Source organism: Mesorhizobium sp. LSHC420B00, from assembly GCF_000503055.1.
Classification (GTDB): domain Bacteria; phylum Pseudomonadota; class Alphaproteobacteria; order Rhizobiales; family Rhizobiaceae; genus Mesorhizobium.
Genome location: NZ_AYVY01000005.1, coordinates 1 through 18,270, shown reverse-complemented (window position 1 = coordinate 18,270; position 18,270 = coordinate 1). Strand labels below are relative to the sequence as shown.

The 18,270-nt window shown below is 61.1% G+C and carries 19 protein-coding genes; 5 read left to right on the top strand and 14 right to left on the bottom strand.

Annotated elements, in window-relative coordinates; genetic code table 11:
* Positions 1-420: 420 nt before the first annotated feature.
* Both X760_RS50530 and X760_RS50525 read left to right on the top strand, forming a co-directional pair.
* Positions 421-687: a sel1 repeat family protein gene (locus X760_RS50530; protein ID WP_010915070.1), complete on the top strand. Its 267-nt coding sequence runs from the start codon at positions 421-423 to the stop codon at positions 685-687.
* Between the two features lie 379 nt (positions 688-1,066).
* Positions 1,067-2,188 (top strand): branched-chain amino acid ABC transporter substrate-binding protein, encoded by a 1,122-nt coding sequence (locus tag X760_RS50525; RefSeq protein ID WP_023718365.1) that lies wholly within the window; start codon positions 1,067-1,069, stop codon positions 2,186-2,188.
* Positions 2,189-2,286: 98 nt separating this feature from the next.
* Here the strand turns inward: X760_RS50525 and X760_RS50520 are convergent, their stop codons facing one another.
* From X760_RS50520 to X760_RS50465, 12 genes are all read right to left on the bottom strand, one after another.
* Positions 2,287-4,275, bottom strand: a complete 1,989-nt coding sequence (locus X760_RS50520) for an acetyl/propionyl/methylcrotonyl-CoA carboxylase subunit alpha (protein WP_023718364.1) — start codon at positions 4,273-4,275, stop codon at positions 2,287-2,289.
* 112 nt (positions 4,276-4,387) lie between these two features.
* The gene (locus tag X760_RS50515; RefSeq protein ID WP_023718363.1) at positions 4,388-4,759 is read right to left on the bottom strand and encodes a hypothetical protein; all 372 of its coding nucleotides are present in this window, start codon (positions 4,757-4,759) and stop codon (positions 4,388-4,390) included.
* A gap of 42 nt (positions 4,760-4,801) precedes the next feature.
* Entirely contained in the window at positions 4,802-5,176 is a 375-nt protein-coding gene (locus tag X760_RS50510; protein WP_023718362.1) for a hypothetical protein, read from the bottom strand.
* A gap of 36 nt (positions 5,177-5,212) precedes the next feature.
* A complete protein-coding gene (locus tag X760_RS50505) occupies positions 5,213-5,581 on the bottom strand; it encodes a hypothetical protein (RefSeq protein WP_023718361.1) in 369 nt (122 codons plus the stop codon).
* Positions 5,582-5,626: 45 nt separating this feature from the next.
* The gene (locus X760_RS50500; protein ID WP_023718360.1) at positions 5,627-6,001 is read right to left on the bottom strand and encodes a hypothetical protein; all 375 of its coding nucleotides are present in this window, start codon (positions 5,999-6,001) and stop codon (positions 5,627-5,629) included.
* 118 nt (positions 6,002-6,119) lie between these two features.
* A complete protein-coding gene (locus tag X760_RS50495; RefSeq protein WP_023718359.1) occupies positions 6,120-6,650 on the bottom strand; it encodes an O-acetyl-ADP-ribose deacetylase in 531 nt (176 codons plus the stop codon).
* A 1-nt stretch (position 6,651) separates the two neighbouring features.
* Positions 6,652-8,259 carry a carboxyl transferase domain-containing protein gene (locus tag X760_RS50490; protein ID WP_023718358.1) on the bottom strand — a complete coding sequence of 536 codons (1,608 nt, stop codon included), beginning with the start codon at positions 8,257-8,259 and terminating at the stop codon, positions 6,652-6,654.
* A 4-nt stretch (positions 8,260-8,263) separates the two neighbouring features.
* Positions 8,264-8,647: a type II toxin-antitoxin system VapC family toxin gene (locus X760_RS50485; protein ID WP_023718357.1), complete on the bottom strand. Its 384-nt coding sequence runs from the start codon at positions 8,645-8,647 to the stop codon at positions 8,264-8,266.
* A complete protein-coding gene (locus tag X760_RS50480) occupies positions 8,644-9,036 on the bottom strand; it encodes an AbrB/MazE/SpoVT family DNA-binding domain-containing protein (RefSeq protein ID WP_023718356.1) in 393 nt (130 codons plus the stop codon). Before X760_RS50480 ends, X760_RS50485 begins: the two co-directional genes overlap by 4 nt.
* An 82-nt stretch (positions 9,037-9,118) precedes the next feature.
* The gene (locus X760_RS50475; RefSeq protein WP_023718355.1) at positions 9,119-10,282 is read right to left on the bottom strand and encodes an isovaleryl-CoA dehydrogenase; all 1,164 of its coding nucleotides are present in this window, start codon (positions 10,280-10,282) and stop codon (positions 9,119-9,121) included.
* Positions 10,283-10,329: 47 nt separating this feature from the next.
* The gene (locus X760_RS50470; protein ID WP_023718354.1) at positions 10,330-10,992 is read right to left on the bottom strand and encodes a TetR/AcrR family transcriptional regulator; all 663 of its coding nucleotides are present in this window, start codon (positions 10,990-10,992) and stop codon (positions 10,330-10,332) included.
* 143 nt (positions 10,993-11,135) lie between these two features.
* Positions 11,136-11,414: an acylphosphatase gene (locus X760_RS50465; protein WP_023718353.1), complete on the bottom strand. Its 279-nt coding sequence runs from the start codon at positions 11,412-11,414 to the stop codon at positions 11,136-11,138.
* A gap of 201 nt (positions 11,415-11,615) precedes the next feature.
* Between X760_RS50465 and X760_RS50460 the strand changes: the two genes are divergently transcribed.
* Positions 11,616-12,122, top strand: a complete 507-nt coding sequence (locus X760_RS50460) for a MarR family transcriptional regulator (RefSeq protein WP_023718352.1) — start codon at positions 11,616-11,618, stop codon at positions 12,120-12,122.
* Between the two features lie 45 nt (positions 12,123-12,167).
* On the opposite strand, the gene X760_RS50455 is transcribed toward X760_RS50460, so the two are convergent.
* Positions 12,168-13,274, bottom strand: a complete 1,107-nt coding sequence (locus X760_RS50455; protein ID WP_023718351.1) for a pyridoxal phosphate-dependent aminotransferase — start codon at positions 13,272-13,274, stop codon at positions 12,168-12,170.
* Between the two features lie 121 nt (positions 13,275-13,395).
* On the opposite strand from X760_RS50455, the gene X760_RS50450 reads away from it, so the two are divergent.
* Together X760_RS50450 and X760_RS50445 are read left to right on the top strand one after the other, a co-directional pair.
* On the top strand, positions 13,396-15,048 hold the full coding sequence (locus tag X760_RS50450; protein WP_023718350.1) for a sulfotransferase: 1,653 nt from the start codon (positions 13,396-13,398) through the stop codon (positions 15,046-15,048).
* Between the two features lie 190 nt (positions 15,049-15,238).
* Positions 15,239-16,891: a sulfotransferase gene (locus X760_RS50445; RefSeq protein ID WP_023718349.1), complete on the top strand. Its 1,653-nt coding sequence runs from the start codon at positions 15,239-15,241 to the stop codon at positions 16,889-16,891.
* 275 nt (positions 16,892-17,166) lie between these two features.
* Here X760_RS50445 and X760_RS50440 read toward each other — a convergent pair.
* Positions 17,167-18,270 (bottom strand): porin (locus X760_RS50440; protein WP_023718348.1); only part of this gene is annotated, 1,104 nt, incomplete at its 5' end.

Sequence of the window (18,270 nt, the reverse complement as noted above, 5' to 3'; positions counted from 1 at the left end):
CCCGGCCGTCTGCCCCTTACGCAAACGTAAGCTAGTCCAGCTCTCGGAAAAACAAAAGCGGTGCCGCGACGGAAGGGTTGCGGGTTTTTGCCCGCTCCCGAACGGCCGCGCCGGCGAAAAATGAAACGGGCCGCACACGTCTTTGTGTTCCGTGGTTAGCGGAGTCTTGATCCGCGCCTCGCAAGTTTTCTTCAAATTTTGTGCAAACCGGCGCGATTGCTGGCTTTGTATCCTTAACGAATTTTCGCGTTTACCTCTTGTTTTAGCTTTGTTTTCCTCAAATTAAGCACGCCATTTAACGACGGATTCAAGCCTCCGCGGCATTCTCGAAAGCATCGAAAGAGAGCCGCCCCGAAGGTAGTCAAGGACACCGAGGGACAGACGGAGACACCTCTCGGGAGCCAGAACAGGGGATTTGAAATGGCACGTTTTGAAATGCTTGAAGCCGGCTTCGGCGCCATGGGGGCAACTGCCCAGGCCGATATTCTTTTCGAGTTGGGCATGATGTATGCGACCGGCCGCGATTGCGAGACCGATGTCGTCGCCGCCCACAAATGGTTCAATATCGCCGCGATCAAGGGTTCGGCCCGCGCCGCGGAACTGCGCTCTGAATTGTCGGCCGCCATGTCGAAGGTCGAGATCGCCAAGGCGCTCCGCGAAGCCCGCGAATGGATGACGATGCACTGAATTCGTCAACGTCGACTTCACGGGGTACTGAGTTCACGACAGGGACGCTTCGGGTCAAAGCCGCGCAGACGGTTAGGCCCGAAAAATCAAGGCCGCGCAAGACGGCTGGGCTAACAAGATCAAGAACACGGCAGCGAGCTGTGCAATAGACAGGGAAGGCGAGCGGTTCCTGGCGCCGATGCGTTGGGAAGCTCGATGGCAAAAGCCGCGACCGGCCGGAACAAGGCTGGCGCGGCTTTGTCTTTGGGACCGCGTGTTGCAGGCCCAATCGAGTGCCGACGATGCGCCTAGACAGCTCCGGTGAAGGATGAAATTCTCCCGCCACTCTGGAAGAGGCGCGGCCGGGACGGTCGCGCGAGAGTGGAGGAGTTGTGTCACCATGAAGAAATTCAGTATTTTGAGCGCCGCCATATTTGGCCTGATGATGACCGCGCCGGTCGCCTTCGCCGACGACATCACCTTTTCGGTGGTCGGACCGATGACCGGTCAGCTTGCCACCATCGGCGACCAGTTCAAGCAGGGCGCGCAAGCCGCCACCGACGCGATCAACGCGGCGGGCGGCGTCGACGGCCGCCAGATCAAGCTCGACATCGAGGATGACCAGTGCGATCCGAAGCAGGCAGTTTCGGTCGCGAACCGCATCATCGCCAATGGTGTCAAGTTCATCGATGGCCATGCCTGCTCGGGCTCCAGCATCCCGGCCTCCGCTGTCTACGCCGAAGCCGGTGCGCTGATGATGAGTCCGGCTTCCTCGAACCCGGTGCTGACCGACGCAGCGGCGAAGGCCGGCTGGCCGACGATCATGCGCCTCTATACGCGCGACGATGCGCAGGGCGCTTTCATCGGTCCATGGATCGCCAAGAAATATGCCGGCAAGAACGTCGTCATCATGCACGACAAGAGCGCCTATGGGCAGGGTGTGGCCGATGCCGTCAAGGCAACGATGAACCAGAACGGTCTCAAGGAGATCCTCTACGAGGGCATCAACGCCGGCGAGAAGGACTACTCCGCGCTTGTTACCAAGCTCAAGGAGCTGAAAGCTGATGTCGTCTATTTCGGCGGCTATCATCCCGAAGCGGGCCTCATCCTGCGCCAGTCGGCGGAGCAGAACCTCAAGTTCCAGCTGATCATGCCGGACTCGATCGCTTCGCCGGAATTCTGGCAGGTTGCCGGTCCGGCCGGTGAAGGCACCATGTTCGTCTTCCCATCGGATCCGCAGGCGAAGCCCGAAGCCAGGGAAGCCATCGCCAAGATCAAGGCCGGCGGCTTCGTGCCGGAGGGCTTCACGCTGTTTTCCTATGCGGTGATCCAGGCCTTCGCCGAAGGCATCAAGCGCGCCGGCAGCGACGACCCGGCCAAGGTCGCTGAAGCGTTGAAGAACGGCCAGCCGATCAGCACGGTTGTCGGTCCGGTCACCTTCGACGAGAAAGGCGACCTCAAGAACGCCAGCTACGACATCAACCAGTGGCACGACGGCAAATACGCCCCGATCCAGCCGTAATGGCCGCGGCGCCGCAAGCTGCGCTGGTGTAATCGAACATGGCCGGGGTCAAACCCGGCCATGTTGTTCTTGGCGATGCCTTTGTGACGCGTTCGAGGTCACTTCGTGGATAGGGAAACAGCAGTCAGCTGTGGTTCCTCGGCAAAGCGAACCAGCACGGTTCCGTCGGTGACCTGCGCGCCTTCGGCAGCGATTTCGGCGATTACCCCGTCATGGGGGGCGGCAATGGTGTGCTCCATCTTCATCGCCTCCAGGATCAGCAGCGGCTGCCCCTTGATCACGGCCTCGCCTTTGCCAGCACGAACCAATTTGACCAGTCCCGGCATTGGCGCGCGCAGGCTGCCGGAAGCGGCTGCGGCTTCGTCGGCCCGCGCCAGCGGATCCGGCACGGCAAAACCGTAGCCGATGGCGCCTTCGAAGACCGTGACGTGGCCCGGCCAGCGGGCGAGGCGAGGCGCGGCGCGGAGATCATGCGAATTGGCGCTGTCATAGGGGGCATCCAGCGCCACCTCGAACCGCCCGTCCGGCCGCACCGATACGCGCGCGACGATCCCCTGCTCGCCAAATCTCAGCAGCGTGCGCCGCGCCACCGCGTGGAAATGCGCATAGCCGGCCAGTGACGACCAGGGATCGTCGGAGGACGGCAAGTCGCCCGCACCAGACGCGGCAAGTGCCGCAGCGGCAATCGTCTCACCGCTCGGCGGCGGAACCGCCGTCAGCGCCTGCTGATGCCTGGCGATCAGGTCGGTATCGACATCGCCCGCCGCAAAATCCGCATCAGCGGCCAGCGCGGCAAGAAAGGCGGTGTTGACCGTCGAGCCGGCGATTTCGGTCTGCGACAGCGCCGCGCCGAGTGCCGTGAGCGCCGTCCGCCTGTCCTTGCCATGGATGACCAGCTTGGCGATCATCGGATCGTAAAACGGCGAGATCGCATCGCCGGCGCGCACACCGGTTTCGATGCGCATGCTCGCACCTTCGGGCGCCGGTTGCGGAAATTTTAAATGGTGCAAGGTGCCGGTCGCCGGCAAAAACCCTCTTGCTGCGTCCTCGGCATAGATGCGCGCCTCGAAGGCGTGGCCGGAGAGCGCGACCTCGCTCTGCGTCTTCGGCAGTTTTTCGCCGGAGGCCACCCGCAACTGCCACTCGACCAGGTCGATGCCGGTGACCATTTCGGTGACCGGGTGCTCGACCTGCAGGCGGGTGTTCATTTCCATGAACCAGAAACGGTCGGCCTTCAGACCTTGCGAGGCATCGACGATGAACTCGATGGTGCCGGCGCCGGAATAGTGGATTGCCTTGGCGGCCTTCACCGCCGCCTCGGTCATCGCCTTGCGCAACGCCGGCGTCATGCCGGGGGCAGGCGCCTCCTCGATCACCTTCTGGTGGCGGCGTTGCGCCGAGCAGTCGCGCTCGTAGAGGTGCACGACATTGCCGAAACTGTCGCCGAATATCTGCACTTCGATGTGGCGCGGCTTGTCGACATATTTTTCCACCAAAACGCGGTCGTCACCGAAGGCGGCCTTCGCCTCGCGCCGCGCGCCAGACAGTGCTTCCGAAAAATCATCGGGATGCTCGACGCGCCGCATGCCCTTGCCGCCGCCACCGGCGCGCGCCTTGATCAATACGGGGTAGCCGATCTCGCGCGCCTTGGAGGCGAGCAACACGATCTCCTGCGCCTCGCCATGATAGCCCGGCACCACCGGCACGCCGGCCTTTTCCATCAGCCGCTTAGCCGCGTCCTTCAATCCCATGGCGCGGATCGAGGCCGCCGACGGCCCGATGAAGATCAGCCCCGCCGCGACCACCTGGTCGACGAAGTCGGGATTTTCCGAGAGAAAGCCGTAGCCCGGATGAATGGCCTCGGCACCCGTGGCCAAGGCCGCCGCGATGATCTTGTTACCCCGCAGATAGCTTTCGCCGGCAGGCGAGGGACCGATATGCACCGCCTCGTCCGCCGTCTCGACATGCAAGGCGCGAGCGTCGGCGTCAGAATAGACGGCGACGCTGCGCACACCCATCCTGCGTGCCGTGCGGACCACCCGGCAGGCGATCTCGCCACGGTTGGCGATCAGGATCTTGGCGAACATCGGGCCTCCACAGGCAGAGCTCGCCGCCAACGGCGCGAATTCTCTTCACGCGAGCTGCGGCAATACCCCGCTTTGTAATCTGGCCGTCAAAGGATAGGCAAGCGAGGCCTGCCTACTTGGAGGCCGCGATTTCGCAAGCTCCACCGGTCGTGACCTTGTAATGGCTGCGGGTGGCCTGGCAGGATTTCATAGCCATATCCTCGGCAGCCTTTTGCGAGGGCGCATTCAAGCGCGAGCCGCACATGATGTACAACGAACGCACTCTGGAATACGGAGTGGTCGCATAGGCTGAATGGCCGCTGGCCGCCACATACGCCTTATATGCCTTGGTACACGGCCGATCCGCGGTTGCCGGCAAATACGGGTAGAAACGGACGTCGCCCTTGCTTCCAGCTAGCGATTCGGCGGCGCCAATATTCGGTGCAGAGGCCACGAACAGTGCAAGTACCAATATGGTTGCTCGCCTGATGGATAAAGATTTCATTGCCCAACCCATTTGAAAAACCCAAGACTGGCAGATATTCAGCTATTTGGAGGCGGCTATTTCGCAGCCTCCGCCTGTCGTAACCTTATAACTGTTGCGGGTGGCCTGACAGGATTTTAACGCCAACTCTTCGGCAGCTTGCTGTGATGGTGCATTCAAGCGCGAGCCGCATATGATGTACAGCGAACGCACCCGGGAATACGGAGTGCTTGCATAGGCCGAATGGCCACCGGCCGCTACATAGGCCTTGTAAGCCATGGTGCATGGATCCTTCGGATTCTTCGGCAAATAGGGGTAGAAACGGGTCTCGCCCTTGCTTCCCGCCAGCGATTCCGCCGTTCCTATGCCAGGTGCCGTGAATACAAGAAAGCCGGCAAGTATCGAAGCGATTGTACTTTTGACGTGTCTCGGTGTCATTTTTCCCCCTGGAAGAGCGAACGCCAACAGCATCTCCTACTTGGAGGCAGCGATGCTGCAAGCTCCCGCGGTTGTGACCTTGTAGCTCCTCTTGGCTGACTGGCAGGATTTCAGCGCCTGCGCCTCTGCAGCCTTTTGCGACGTTGCATTTGCACGCGCGCAAATCATGAACTCGGTCGCCCAATTGAATGGAGTCGACGCATAAGCGGAATGGCTGCCGGTCGCCACATAGGCCCTGTATGCCTTCTGACAGCCTCCCGTCGAGCCAGGTGCGAAATAGACGGGATAGCGGCTGTCGCCCTTGCTTCCCGCCAGCGACTCCGCTGCTCCGATACCGGGCGCCCCCAACACGAGCAACCCTGCAAATATGGATACAGTTGTTTTCTGAAAAAGCTGAAGTCTCATCTTCGCCCTATCCCCCATTGCTATCTGGCCCTTTGATGCCGAAAGCTACTTGGAAGCGACTACGCCGCAGCCGCCGACCATGTCCACTTTGAACTTCTTGCGACCGGATTCGCATGACTTAAGCGCGAGCGCTTCGGCAGCCTTCTGGGACGGTGCGTTAATGTGCACGCCGCAGACGAAATACAGGACCCTTGCTCCGGTGATGGTCGATGCGTAGGCGGAATGACCGGCCGCAGCCACATAGGCGTTGTAGGCCTGCCTGCAATTGCCTTCCGAGCCTTGCTGAGGGAGATACACGAAGGAACGCTTGTCGCCGACTTTCCCAGCCAGCGACGCCGCTGCACTGACGCCAGGCGTCGCTAATATAAGCAACCCCGCAAGTATAGACGCAGTTGTTTCCTTGAAAAGCCGCCGTTTCATCTTCGCCCAATCCCCATTGGTATTTGCGATGACCAATAGCCGTAATTCTTTCGGCTGGCCAGATGAAGAAGCAAAAAAATGGTCTGGAGGTGTGGACGGGTTCGTCGCCCGCGCAGGGTCACACCCTGCCGAGTGCAGCAACGACCCGCTGATACAGTTCGGCCGTCGGCTCGTCGAAGCAGCAGAAAATGACGGTTTCCGGAACGATGTTCTGGCCGATGAAGGCACTCACGGCACCGACAGCAATTTGCGTCGCCTGATCCTTAGGATAGCGGTAGACACCGGTCGAGATCGCTGGAAACGCCACCGTCCGGCAGTCCTTTGCGGCGGCGATTTCGAGTGACCGGCGATAGCAGGAGGCGAGCAGCTCGGCCTCTCCTTTGCTGCCGCCTTGCCAGACCGGTCCGACCGTGTGGATGATGTAGTGTGCCGGCAGCCTGTAGCCCTTGGTGAGTTTTGCCTCGCCAACCTTGCAGCCATTCAGCATCCGGCATTCGAACTCAAGCTCGGGGCCGGCCGCCCGGTGGATGGCGCCGTCCACGCCGCCGCCGCCGAGAAGCGAGGTGTTGGCGGCGTTGACGATTGCATCGACCGCCAGCTTCGTGATGTCGCCGGTGTGAACGCGAATCCTCTGGTCGATTTCGCTCATCTCACATCCTGAACACGCCGAACCGGGTCTCCTCGATCCCGGCGTTCAGCGCGGCCGACAGGCTTAGCGCCAGCACCTCGCGGGTCTTCGCCGGATCGATGATGCCGTCGTCCCAGAGCCTTGCCGACGAATAGAACGGGTGACCTTCATGCTCGTACTTCATCAGGATCGGCTTCTTGAATTTTGCTTCCTCTTCGGCGCTCCACTCGCCACCCTTGCGCTCGATGCCTTCGCGCTTGACCACGGCCAGCACCGTTGCTGCCTGTTCGCCGCCCATCACCGAGATGCGGGCATTCGGCCACATCCACAGGAAGCGTGGCGAATAGGCGCGTCCGCACATACCGTAATTGCCGGCGCCGAACGAGCCGCCGATGATCACGGTCACCTTCGGCACCTTGGCCGTTGCGACCGCCATGACCAGCTTGGCGCCATCCTTGGCGATGCCGCCGGCCTCGTATTTTCGCCCGACCATGAAACCGGTGATGTTTTGCAGGAAGACCAGCGGGATCTTGCGCTGGCAGCACAGTTCGATGAAGTGCGCGCCCTTCAGCGCGCTTTCCGAAAACAGCACGCCATTGTTGGCGACGATGCCGACCGGCATGCCGTTGAGATGGGCAAAACCGGTGACCAGCGTGGTGCCGTAATTCTGCTTGAACTCATCGAACTCGGAGCCGTCGACGATGCGGGCGATCACCTCGCGCACGTCGTAAGGCTGGCGCAGATCCGTCGGTACGATGCCGTAGAGTTCATGTGGATCGTGAAGCGGTGGGATCGATTTCTTCAGGGCCAGGCTTACAGTCTTGTTCCGATTCAGGTTTTTGACGATACGCCGGCATATTGCCAGCGCATGCTCGTCGTCGAGCGCATAGTGATCGGCAACGCCGGAAAGCCTTGTGTGCACGTCGGCACCACCGAGGTCCTCGGCGGTGACGTCCTCGCCGGTGGCCGCTTTCACCAGCGGCGGCCCGCCGAGAAAGATGGTCGCCTGGTTGCGCACCATGATTGTCTCGTCCGACATCGCAGGCACATAGGCGCCGCCGGCCGTGCATGAACCCATGACGCAGGCGATCTGCGGAATGCCGGCGGCCGACATGTTGGCCTGGTTGTAGAAGATGCGGCCGAAATGATCGCGGTCGGGAAACACCTCGTCCTGATTGGGCAGATTGGCGCCGCCGCTGTCGACCAGATAGACGCAAGGCAGATTGTTCTGCAATGCGATCTCCTGTGCACGCAGATGCTTCTTCACCGTCAGTGGATAATAGGTGCCGCCCTTCACCGTGGCGTCATTGACGACGACCATGACTTCGGTGCCTTCGACGCGGCCGACGCCGGCGATGAGGCCGGCCGAGGAGATGTCCTCGCCATACATCGACCACGCCGCGAACTGGCCGATCTCGAGGAAGGGCGAGCCGGTATCGAGCAATTGGGCAAGACGTTGCCGCGGCAGGAGCTTGCCGCGCGAAACATGCCGCTCACGCGCTTCCTCCGAGCCGCCGTGTTCGACCGTAGCAGCCTTTTCCGCAATATCGGCGACCAGCGCCCGCATGCGCTCGGCATTGGCGCGGAAAATATCGGAGACGGGCGAGATCTGCGAGGTGAGGGGGGCCATGGCGCTACCGGATCAGCTCGATCTTGCAGCCGACATCCAGGTCGCCCCAGTCGCGATCGGCGGTGACGGCAATGGCGTTCTCGCGAATCGCCAGCGCCAGGCAGGCCCGATCGCCCAGCGACAAGCCGCGATGCCGCGTCAGTTGGCGAAGCTGGCCGGCGGCGATGCCCATCGCTTGGTCGAAAACGGCGATCGGCATGCCGAGACTTCCGAGGTCGTCGGCAGCCTGTTCCAAGCTGCGTCCCTTGTCGATCAGCTTGGCAATGATCTCGGCCGCATTGACTGAACTGCATTGTGCATCCGGCGCGAACCCCAAAGCATTCTCGGTGCCTTGCTCGTTGAGCAGGATTGCGAGCGCCGCCGAACTGTCCATGACGTAGGGCTTCATTTCACCCGCTTTCCTGTCGTCCCTTCGGCGTGAAGCCGGTCGAGACGCTTGTCGCTTCGACGCTGCTCTTCCCGCCGCTCCTTCAGAAATTCGTCGACGACGCTTTCACCGGGCTGTTTCAGCGCCGACAATTCGGCCTGAACGCGTCGCAGATTCTGCAGCCACGATCTTACCCGCAACTCGCCGTTTTCGACATGAAGGATCATGTCCTCGCCAGGCTTCACGCCCATCTCCTCGCGCATCGCAGCAGGGATGACGAAGCGCCCGCCCTCGCCAAGCTTGACGCGCTCGCGTTTCGCCGGAACCCGAAGCCGCGTTTTGCGAGCGCCAGCATCGAACTGTGCTTGCGGATCTTCATCAAATCCGGACTTTCCCGTTCTGCCCGCCATGGTCCGTCTCGCTTGTATTTATGGCATATGTCCAGAAGTATGCCATATCGTGCGGCTTCTGGCAAATCTCAAAAGAATGCCATTAGGCGCCCTCCGCCATGATTTCCCGCCCGATCAGCCAGCGACGGATTTCGCTGGTGCCGGCGCCGATCTCGTAGAGCTTGGCGTCGCGCAGCAGCCGGCCGGTAGGGTAATCGTTGATGTAGCCGTTGCCGCCCAAAAGCTGGATGGCGTCGAGCGCCATCAGCGTCGCCTTTTCGGCGGCGAACAGCACGCACCCGGCGGCGTCCTTGCGCGTCGTCTCACCGCGATCGCAGGCGGCGGCTACGGCATAGACGTAAGCACGCGCCGCATTCATCGTCGCATACATGTCGGCGAGCTTGCCTTGCACCAGCTGGAATTCGCCGATCGGCTGGCCGAACTGCTTGCGTTCGTGCACGTAAGGTATCGCCACGTCGAGGCACGCAGCCATCAGCCCGATCGGGCCGCCGGCCAGCACGGCGCGTTCGTAGTCGAGGCCCGACATCAGCACCTCGACGCCGCGCCCTTCCTCGTGCAGCACATTGTCGAACGGCACTTCGACATCCTCGAACACCAGCTCGCCGGTGTTCGAGCCGCGCATGCCGAGCTTGTCGAGCTTTTGCGCAACGGAAAAACCGGCAAAAGCCTTTTCGACGATGAAAGCGGTGATGCCGCGCGAATGGAGTTCCGGATCGGTCTTGGCGTAGACGACCAGCGTCTCGGCATCCGGCCCGTTGGTGATCCACATTTTGGTGCCGTTGAGCACGTAGCGATCATTGCGCTTTTCGGCGCGCAGGCGCAGCGACACGACATCTGAGCCGGCACCCGATTCCGACATCGCCAGTGCCCCGACCTTTTCGCCGCTGCAGAGCGAAGGCAGATATTTTTCTTTCTGCGCCTGCGTCGCCCAGCGGTTGATCTGATTGACGCAGAGGTTGGAATGGGCGCCGTAAGAGAGGCCGACCGAGGCCGAGGCGCGCGAAATCTCCTCCATCGCCACGACATGGGCGAGGTAGCCCATGCCGCTGCCGCCGAAATCGGGATCGGCGGTGATGCCGAGCAGGCCGAGCCCGCCGAGCTCCGCCCACAGATGTGCCGGGAATTCGTTCGAGCGGTCGATCTCGGCGGCTATCGGCGCGATTTTCTCCTGGGCGAAGCGCCGCACCAGATCGCGCAGCGCCTCGATGTCTTCGTCAAGCCCGAAGTTGAGCGTCTGCGTGTACATGCCGTTCCTCCCGGCGCACGACCCCGAAATCGGGATCATGCGCGAAATCAAAGTGCTACAGCGTCCTTTGCGCGCTCGAATGGACGCACGGTGCCGTGGCTCGTCCTCGCGCCATCGCTCTTTGCTCCAGCAAGGCGCATTGTCATTGCTAGATATGTAGCGGTGACTTCGGCGATCGACAGCCGTTCGCCCGGCCGGAACCACACGATGACGCCGGTCATCATCTGGATCAGCGCCATGGCGGTGAGCCCGGTGTCCTCGACGCTGAACAAGCCCGCTTCGACGCCGTCGCGCAGAATGGCGCGCAGCTCCTTCTCGTAAGCGGTGCGCATGCGCAGGATCTGCGTGAGTCTTTCGTGCGACAGGCTGCGCAGCTCCATGTTCGAGACATGGGTGGAATGGCGGCGTTCGACGTGGAAAGCGATGTGGTTTTCGACATAGGCGGCGAGCCGCGCTGCCGGATCGGCGCCGACAGGGCGTGTTGTGCGCCACGCCTCGATCAGGCCTTCCATATGCTCGCGCATCAGCGTGAACAGAAGGTCCTGCTTGGTCGGGAAATAGCGGTAAAGCGCCGCTGCCTGGACGCCGACCTCGGCCGCCAGCTGGCGCATCGACATCGCCTCGTAGCCGAGACGCGCAATCAGGCTGACCGCCGCCTCGCGGACCGCAGCTTCGGTCTTCTCTCCGTCGGAACCGGTCGTACGCGCCATGACAAGCCGCCTTTTCAGAACAATAAAACAAACGTTCAATTAATTCAAGGAGTGTGTTCGGGTAAGGCAATGGCTTCAGGTTTGCTCTATCTGCACCCTGGAGATTTTGTGCGATGGAAGCGAATGAGCAGGATCATGCCTTTCTAGGCAACAATCCTGAAACCCGCGGACATGTCGCGTGCCTCGATCTCCTCGACGTCAACTTTCGAAACCGCTGCCCCTGGCGGCCCTTGCCGAAGCCGTTCGATCATTGTCGAGACCGCCGCATCGGCCCCTGCAATCAAGGCTGTCACCGAGCCGTCAATTTCGTTGCGCACCCAACCGGCAAGGCCAAGTCCAGACGCCTCGCGCCGCGCCCAGACCCGATAGCTGACGCCTTGCACCTTGCCATATATGCGTACCTGCACCGTCCGGTCGTTCATCGCGCTCTCCATCCTTTGAGTCGAGTCTGGCGCATCGCCATGCAAATTCAACCGCGCAGCGTGGATCGAAGGTCTCTCCCGGTCGCGGTTCGCCAGCTTCGCATTGCGAGACAGGCGGCGTGCTCCATCAAATGATTGAGTAAGTCAAATAATAGGCGATCATAGTTCGACGGGAGCGGTCTTCCCCCGAAGGAGGTCGACATGCCGGCCGATCGGAATGCCCTTGTCGCGGAGATACGTTGCTTCAATCGCTTCTACACGCGCCTGATCGGGCTGCTCGACCTGACCTTGACGCACAGCGCCTATACGCTGGGCGAGGCGCGGCTGCTGTTCGAATTGGGCGACCGATTCCGCGCTGCCGCCAATAGCGGCGGTGAGGCTGGGTTTCTGGCACGGGCGTTCCACCTCGGTCTCGGACCGGCAGCCTCCGAAATCGCCGCCGAACTCCGGCTCGATCCGGCCTATGTCACACGCATACTGAGGAGATTCGCCGCCGCTGGCCTGACCGAGATACGCACTGACCCAGCCGATCGGCGCAGACGCATCCTGTCGCTAACCGCTCGCGGAAGTGCGGAACTCGCCAGGCTTCAGGCTGCGACGGATCGCGATCTCGCCCGGCTGACGGCCAGCCTCGCCGATGACGCGGCTGCCGAATTATCGGACGCCTTGAAACGGGTCACGCGCCTGCTTGGTGGTGGGGAGAAGTAGCGGCGGTACTGGAGGTCGTGGTGCTCCGTCGCCCCTTTTGGCGCCTCAATTCCCCCGCGCTGCGGCCAGTGCGCCCGGCAGTTCCTCGGCAAAAATGTCGAGCTCGTGATCGAGGCCGACGCTGACCCGGATGCAGCGATCGAGCACTGGCACCATCGGCTTGCGGATGAACACGTCGCGCGACAACAGCGCCTGCAGCACCTTCAGCGCGAAAGCGCCGTCGCGGCCGCACTCGATGGTGACGAAATTGGTCGCCGAAGCCAGCGGCTTCAGCCCGTTCGCCTCGGCTATTCCGGCGATGCGCCGGCGGCCGGCGGCGACCCGCGCCACCACGCTCTCCAGCCATGCCTGATCGGCAAGCGCCTCGACGCCGGCGATCTGCGCCATGCGGCTGACGCCGTAATGGTTGCGTATCTTCTCAAAGTCGCGAATCACCTGGGCTTCGGCCACCGCGTAGCCGCAGCGTATGCCGGCTAGCCCATAGGCCTTGGAGAAGGTGCGCATGCGGATGACGTTCGGCCGCGCCACATCGATCGGCGGCATCGCTGAGGCTGGCCCTAATTCGCCATACGCCTCGTCGAGCACCAGCATTGTGGTCTCCGGCAAGGCCTCGAGGAAGCGGCTGAGCTCGGCCGCTTCCCACCAACTGCCCATCGGATTGTCCGGGTTGGACAGATAGACCAGCGGCGCCTTGTCCCTGGCCACTGCCGCCAGCAGGCCGTCGAGGTTTTCTCGGTCGTTCTCGTAGGGCACTGCGACCAGCCGGCCGCCGACGCCGGCGACGTGAAAGTTGAAGGTCGGGTAGGCGCCGAGCGAGGTCACCACCGCGTCGCCGGGCGCCACATACATGCGCGCCACCAGGCTGAGCAGCCCGTCTATGCCTTCGCCGACGACGACGTTTTCGGCGCCGACACCGAGATGTCGGGCCACGGCTACCTTCAAATCGTGATTGTCGGGGTCGCAATACATCCACATGTCGCCGGCAATCTCGGCCATGCGGGCAACGACCCGCGGCGAGGGGCCAAAGCTGCTCTCATTGGCGCCGATGCGGGCGCGAAAGCCGCGGCCGCGATCACGCTCCTGCGCCTCAGGGCCGACAAACGGCACCGTAGAGGGAAGCGCGTCGATGAGCGGCGTAAGGGGAGGGCGCATGGCAAAGGCTCGTTCAAAAAGGGCCTTCTTTGCTAGCCTGCCGGCTGGGCCTGCGCAAGTTCCACGAACGGCGGCGACGGTCAGGCTGGATTCTCGCGGATCATTTTGCTAGCGAGACATGATGAGGAACCGACTGCCGCCCGCCTGGTCCAAGCATATAAAGTCCCACCCGGCGCCGAAAGTGGAACCGCCGAAGGCGAAACCATTGACGCGCGTGCAGGCCGACGATGCGCTGCTGAAACAGGCGTATGGCTTGCAGCAGGCCAAGCGGTTGGCCGAGGCTCGGGAACTGTGCCGTCGCGTGCTGGAGCGCACGCCCAACCATCCCTTGGCTTTGTATATCATGGGCACGCTATTCATCGGGCTCGACGATGAAATGGCCCTGCGATATTTGGCGCGAGCCGTCGGCGTGGAGCCCCGAAACCCCTATTATCACCTTAGTCTGGGTGAAGCTTATCTGAGGGTAAGCGAATATTCGCCCGCAATCACGCACATCCAGCACGCTCTGGAGTTGAAGCCCGATTTGGTGGAGGCGCTTTGCGCATTGGGGCGCGCCTACGTCGAATTCGACAAGGCTGACATGGCTGTGCCGGTTTACGAGAGAGCGCTCAAGATCAACCGCGATCATCCCCGCGTTCGGACGGGGCTTGCCAGCGCACTCACCGGTCTTGGTCGCATGGATGAAGCCAAAATCTATCTGAAGGAGGCGATCGAACGTCGCATCGCTATGCCCGCCGCCTATAATGAGCTTGTGCGTACGCGCAAGTTCACCGAGGAGCCGGCCGAACTTAGGTCCATCCTGCGCGAGCTTGGTGAGCCAAAGCTTGACCCGGACAGTGTGACGACACTTCATCACGCTGCCGGCAAAGTGCTGAACGACCTTGGGCGCTACGAAGACGCGATAGATCATTTCAAGAAAGGCAAGCGGGCCGCCGGCTATAAGTTCGATCTGGAGACCTATCGCCGCTGGATCGACTCCACGATTGAGTTCTTCAACCCGGACATGTTGGCCGCCAAGGCGGGTTATGGAAGCCCGTCGGAAGTGCCCGTGTTTGTATTGGGCATGCCCCGATCGGGCACCACCCTGACCGAGCAGATTTGCGCGAGCCACCCGAATGTTCATGGCGCCGGAGAGCTGAAAAAGATAAGGCGAGCCGCAAATGCTATCGGCCTCACGAAGGTTTCGGCACGGACCTTGGACCAATCGATCGTTCCGATCACCCCCGACCTATCCAAAATGCTGGCCGAGGAGCACCTGTCCTATCTTCGTGAGCGTGCGCCGACCGCGCTTCGCATCGTCGACAAGATGCCCCGGAATTTCGAACTGATCGGTCTCATAGGGCTTCTCTTCCCCAATGTGCGGATTATTCACTGTCGTCGCGATGCCATCGACAATTGCCTCTCGTGTTTTTTCCAGAATTTCTCCAAGGGACACAGCTACATCGCCGACCTGCAGACACTCGGGCTGTACTACCGTGAATATGATCGCCTGATGCGACATTGGGACAAGGTTTTTCCCGGACGCATCTTCGAAAGTCGCTACGAGACGCTGGTTGCGGATCAGGAGGCACAATCGCGCCGTCTGATCGATCATCTTGGATTGCCCTGGGACGATACCTGCCTGCGCTTCTTCGACAAGGAGGGATCGGTCAACACGGCCAGTCGCTGGCAGGTTCGGCAACCGATCTACAGTTCATCTGTCAAGCGCTGGAAAAACTATGAGAGCGCAATCCAGCCGCTGATCCAGTCGCTCGGTGATCTCGCCGAGATTTGACTCGGGAATTGCAGTCGGCAATTTGCATTTGTGTGGGCCACGAGATCTGAATCGCCAGGTTTGTGGGCTGGGGCTGCAATTGCGGCGGGGCACCGGTTGCTAGACTAAGCTGCCGGCCTGGCTGCCAAGTTCTGCGGCGGGCGGGCACGTCAGGCTGGATTCTCCCAGATCATTTTGCTAGCGAGACATGATGAGCAACCGACTGCCGCCCGCTTGGTCCAAACACATAAAGTCCCGCCCGGCGCCGAAAGTGCAGCCGCCGAAAGCGAAACCGCCGTCGCGCGCGCAAGCTGACGACATGCTGTTGCGACAGGCGCTCGAACTCCAGCAAGCCAAGCGGCTTCCAGAGGCCGAGGAGTTATGCCATCGCGTTCTCGCCCGCACGCCAAACCACCCGCTTTCGCTGTACATCCTCGGCACGCTGGGGCTCGGTATCGACGATGAGTTGGCTCTCAAATATTTTGCACGAGCAGTAAGCCAGACGCCTCAAAATCCGTATTTCCACCTTAGCCTGGGAGAGGCCGGTCTGAAGCTTGGCGACAGCTTGCTTGCGATCAGGCACCTGCAGCGCGCCTGCGAATTGAAGCCCGATCTGGTGGAAGCGCTTTGCGGACTGGCGCGTGCCTACGTCAACTTCGACAAGGCCGAGATGGCTTTGCCCCTTTACGAGAAGGCACTGAAGATCAACGGCGACCATCCCATGGTCCGAATTGGTCTGGCTGGTGCGCTCGCCAGCCTCGGTCGCATGGACGAAGCCAGAGCCTATCTCAATCAGGCAATAGAACGTCGCGTCGATGTTGGGGCAGCCTACAACTACCTGGTCGACACGCAAAAGTTCACCGAAAAACCTGCCGAGCTCGACTCTATCCTGCGCGAACTCTCCAATCCCAGGCTCGAACCGGTTGCTGCATCCCAGCTCCATCACGCTGCAGGCAAAGTGCTGAACGATCTCGAGCGCTACGATGAGGCGATGGATCACTTCCAGAAGGCAAAAAAGGCCGCTGGTCACGATTTCGACCTGGAGTACTACCGCCGAAGTGTCGATTCCATGATCGAGATATTCAGCCCGTCACTATTGGAAGCCAAGGCTGGCCACGGCAGTCCATCCGAAGTGCCTGTGTTTGTGCTGGGCATGCCCCGGTCGGGGACGACGCTGACCGAGCAGATCTGCGCGAGCCATCCGGACGTCCATGGCGCCGGGGAGCTTACGAAGCTGCGCCGAATCGCGAACTCGATGGGCTTTAGAACACAATCGGATGAGGACCTGCGCAGTTCGATCATGTCGATGACGAGGGATCAGTCGAGGGCGCTGGCCGAAGAATACCTGTCTTATCTGCGCCAGCACGCGCCTGCCGCGCTCCGCATAGTCGACAAGATGCCGCACAATTTCGAGTTTATCGGAGTGATTGGAATTCTTTTTCCCCACGCGCGCATCATTCATTGCCGGCGCGATGCCATCGACAATTGCGTGTCCTGCTTCGTCTTGCATTTCACCAAGGACCACGGCTACAACGCCGACCTTGAGACACTCGGCCTATACTACCGTGAATATGATCGCTTGATGCGGCATTGGAATAAGGTCTTTCCCGGACGTATTTTCGAAAGCCGCTACGAGACGCTGATTGCGGATCAGGAGGCGCAGTCGCGCCGTCTCATCGATCATCTCGGCTTGCCTTGGGACGATTCCTGCCTGCGCTTTTTCGAGAAGGACAGGTCGGTCAATACCCCCAGCCGCTGGCAGGTGCGGCAGCCGATCTATACATCATCGGTCAAGCGCTGGAAAAAATATGAGAGCACAATTCAGCCGCTGATTCACGCCTTGGGAGATCTAGCCGAACTTTGAACGAGTGGGTGGCGTTCGGCAGGCCGAGGTCGACGGTGACTTGCTGTCGAGATCCGTTGATCCTGTAGGCCAGCCCTTCAGATCGTGCCAAGATCTTCATTTTTTGCACGTTCGGACAAGCGGGCGCGGCGAGCATTACAATTGACCAGCTCAGCCCTGCGATAGGTATTCAGTGGCAGCCTGTATTCATGCACCGAGAGTTGTTAGCTGCGTCGCCCGATACGAAAAACCCGGCGGTTGGCCCGCCGGGTTCGATCTCAATCAGGTTCGGATTGTTAGAATGAGCGCTGGAAGCGCAGCATCCCGCCGACGCTGTCCTTGTCGTCGGCATTGGTCCAGTTGCGATCGTAGGCTTTATCAAACTGACCGTCGCGAGCCCAATCGACTTCGGCAGTGATCGTGAAGCCGGGAACGATATCGTAGGCGATGTTCGCGGCGACGCCGTAGTTCTTGTCGTCGTCAACCGATGCTTGGAGGTTGAACGAGGTCTTCTCGTTGATGGTGTAGGTGCCACCACCCCAAACTGCCCAGTTGCCGCCCCACTGCTTATAGAAGTTGCGGTCGATGTTGTCGTCCGAACCGTAACCGGCCATGACGAACAGTGTCAGGTTCTGTATCGGCGTAACGTCGACGCGAACCTTGCCGGCCCACTCTTCCCAAGTGCTGTCATAGGCGGCAACACCGGTGATCGAGCCCCAACCCTGCGTGTATTTAATACCGCCGACCACATACGGAACATAGCTGTCGATCGAATCATTGCCGCTGTTGCTGTCTTGGAAAATGCCAGGATCCGCATCGGCACTGCCCGAACCGGTTTCCAACGAAGCCACGGCCGAGAAGCCGTTGCCGGCGTCGAAGTAGTACTGGACGACATTGGTGTCGAAGCCGCCATAGGGGACTAGCGTATCCTGGATGACGTTGCCGGCGTAGCCGATGAACGTGTCGAAGGCCGATTCGTCTTTGCCGACGCGCAAACCACCGAGTTGGACCCAGGCAAAGTTCAGCGAAACACTCGTACCGCCGTTAAAGTTGTCATCAAGATAATCGTTGTGGTTACCCCAGTTGAAACGGGTCTCGGTGTAGGTCTTCAAGGTGCCGAGCTCGGTTTCCTGGCCGGTCCAGGTCTTCAACGTGAATCGGGCGTGCTTGTAGTAGGTATCCTGCGAGCCGCCGTCCATCTGGTCCGTGGTCTTCGCACCGTCGAAGGAGCCGACGTCGCCGATGCCGATGTCATAGCGGACATAGCCACCGATGCGCAGGCAGGTTTCGGTGCCTGGGATGTAGAAGTAGCCAGCGCCGTAGACGTCGCAAATCTTGACGTATTCAGCGGGTTCCGGCTCGGCGACGACGACGGCGTCGGCGGCGCGCGCACCGGAAAC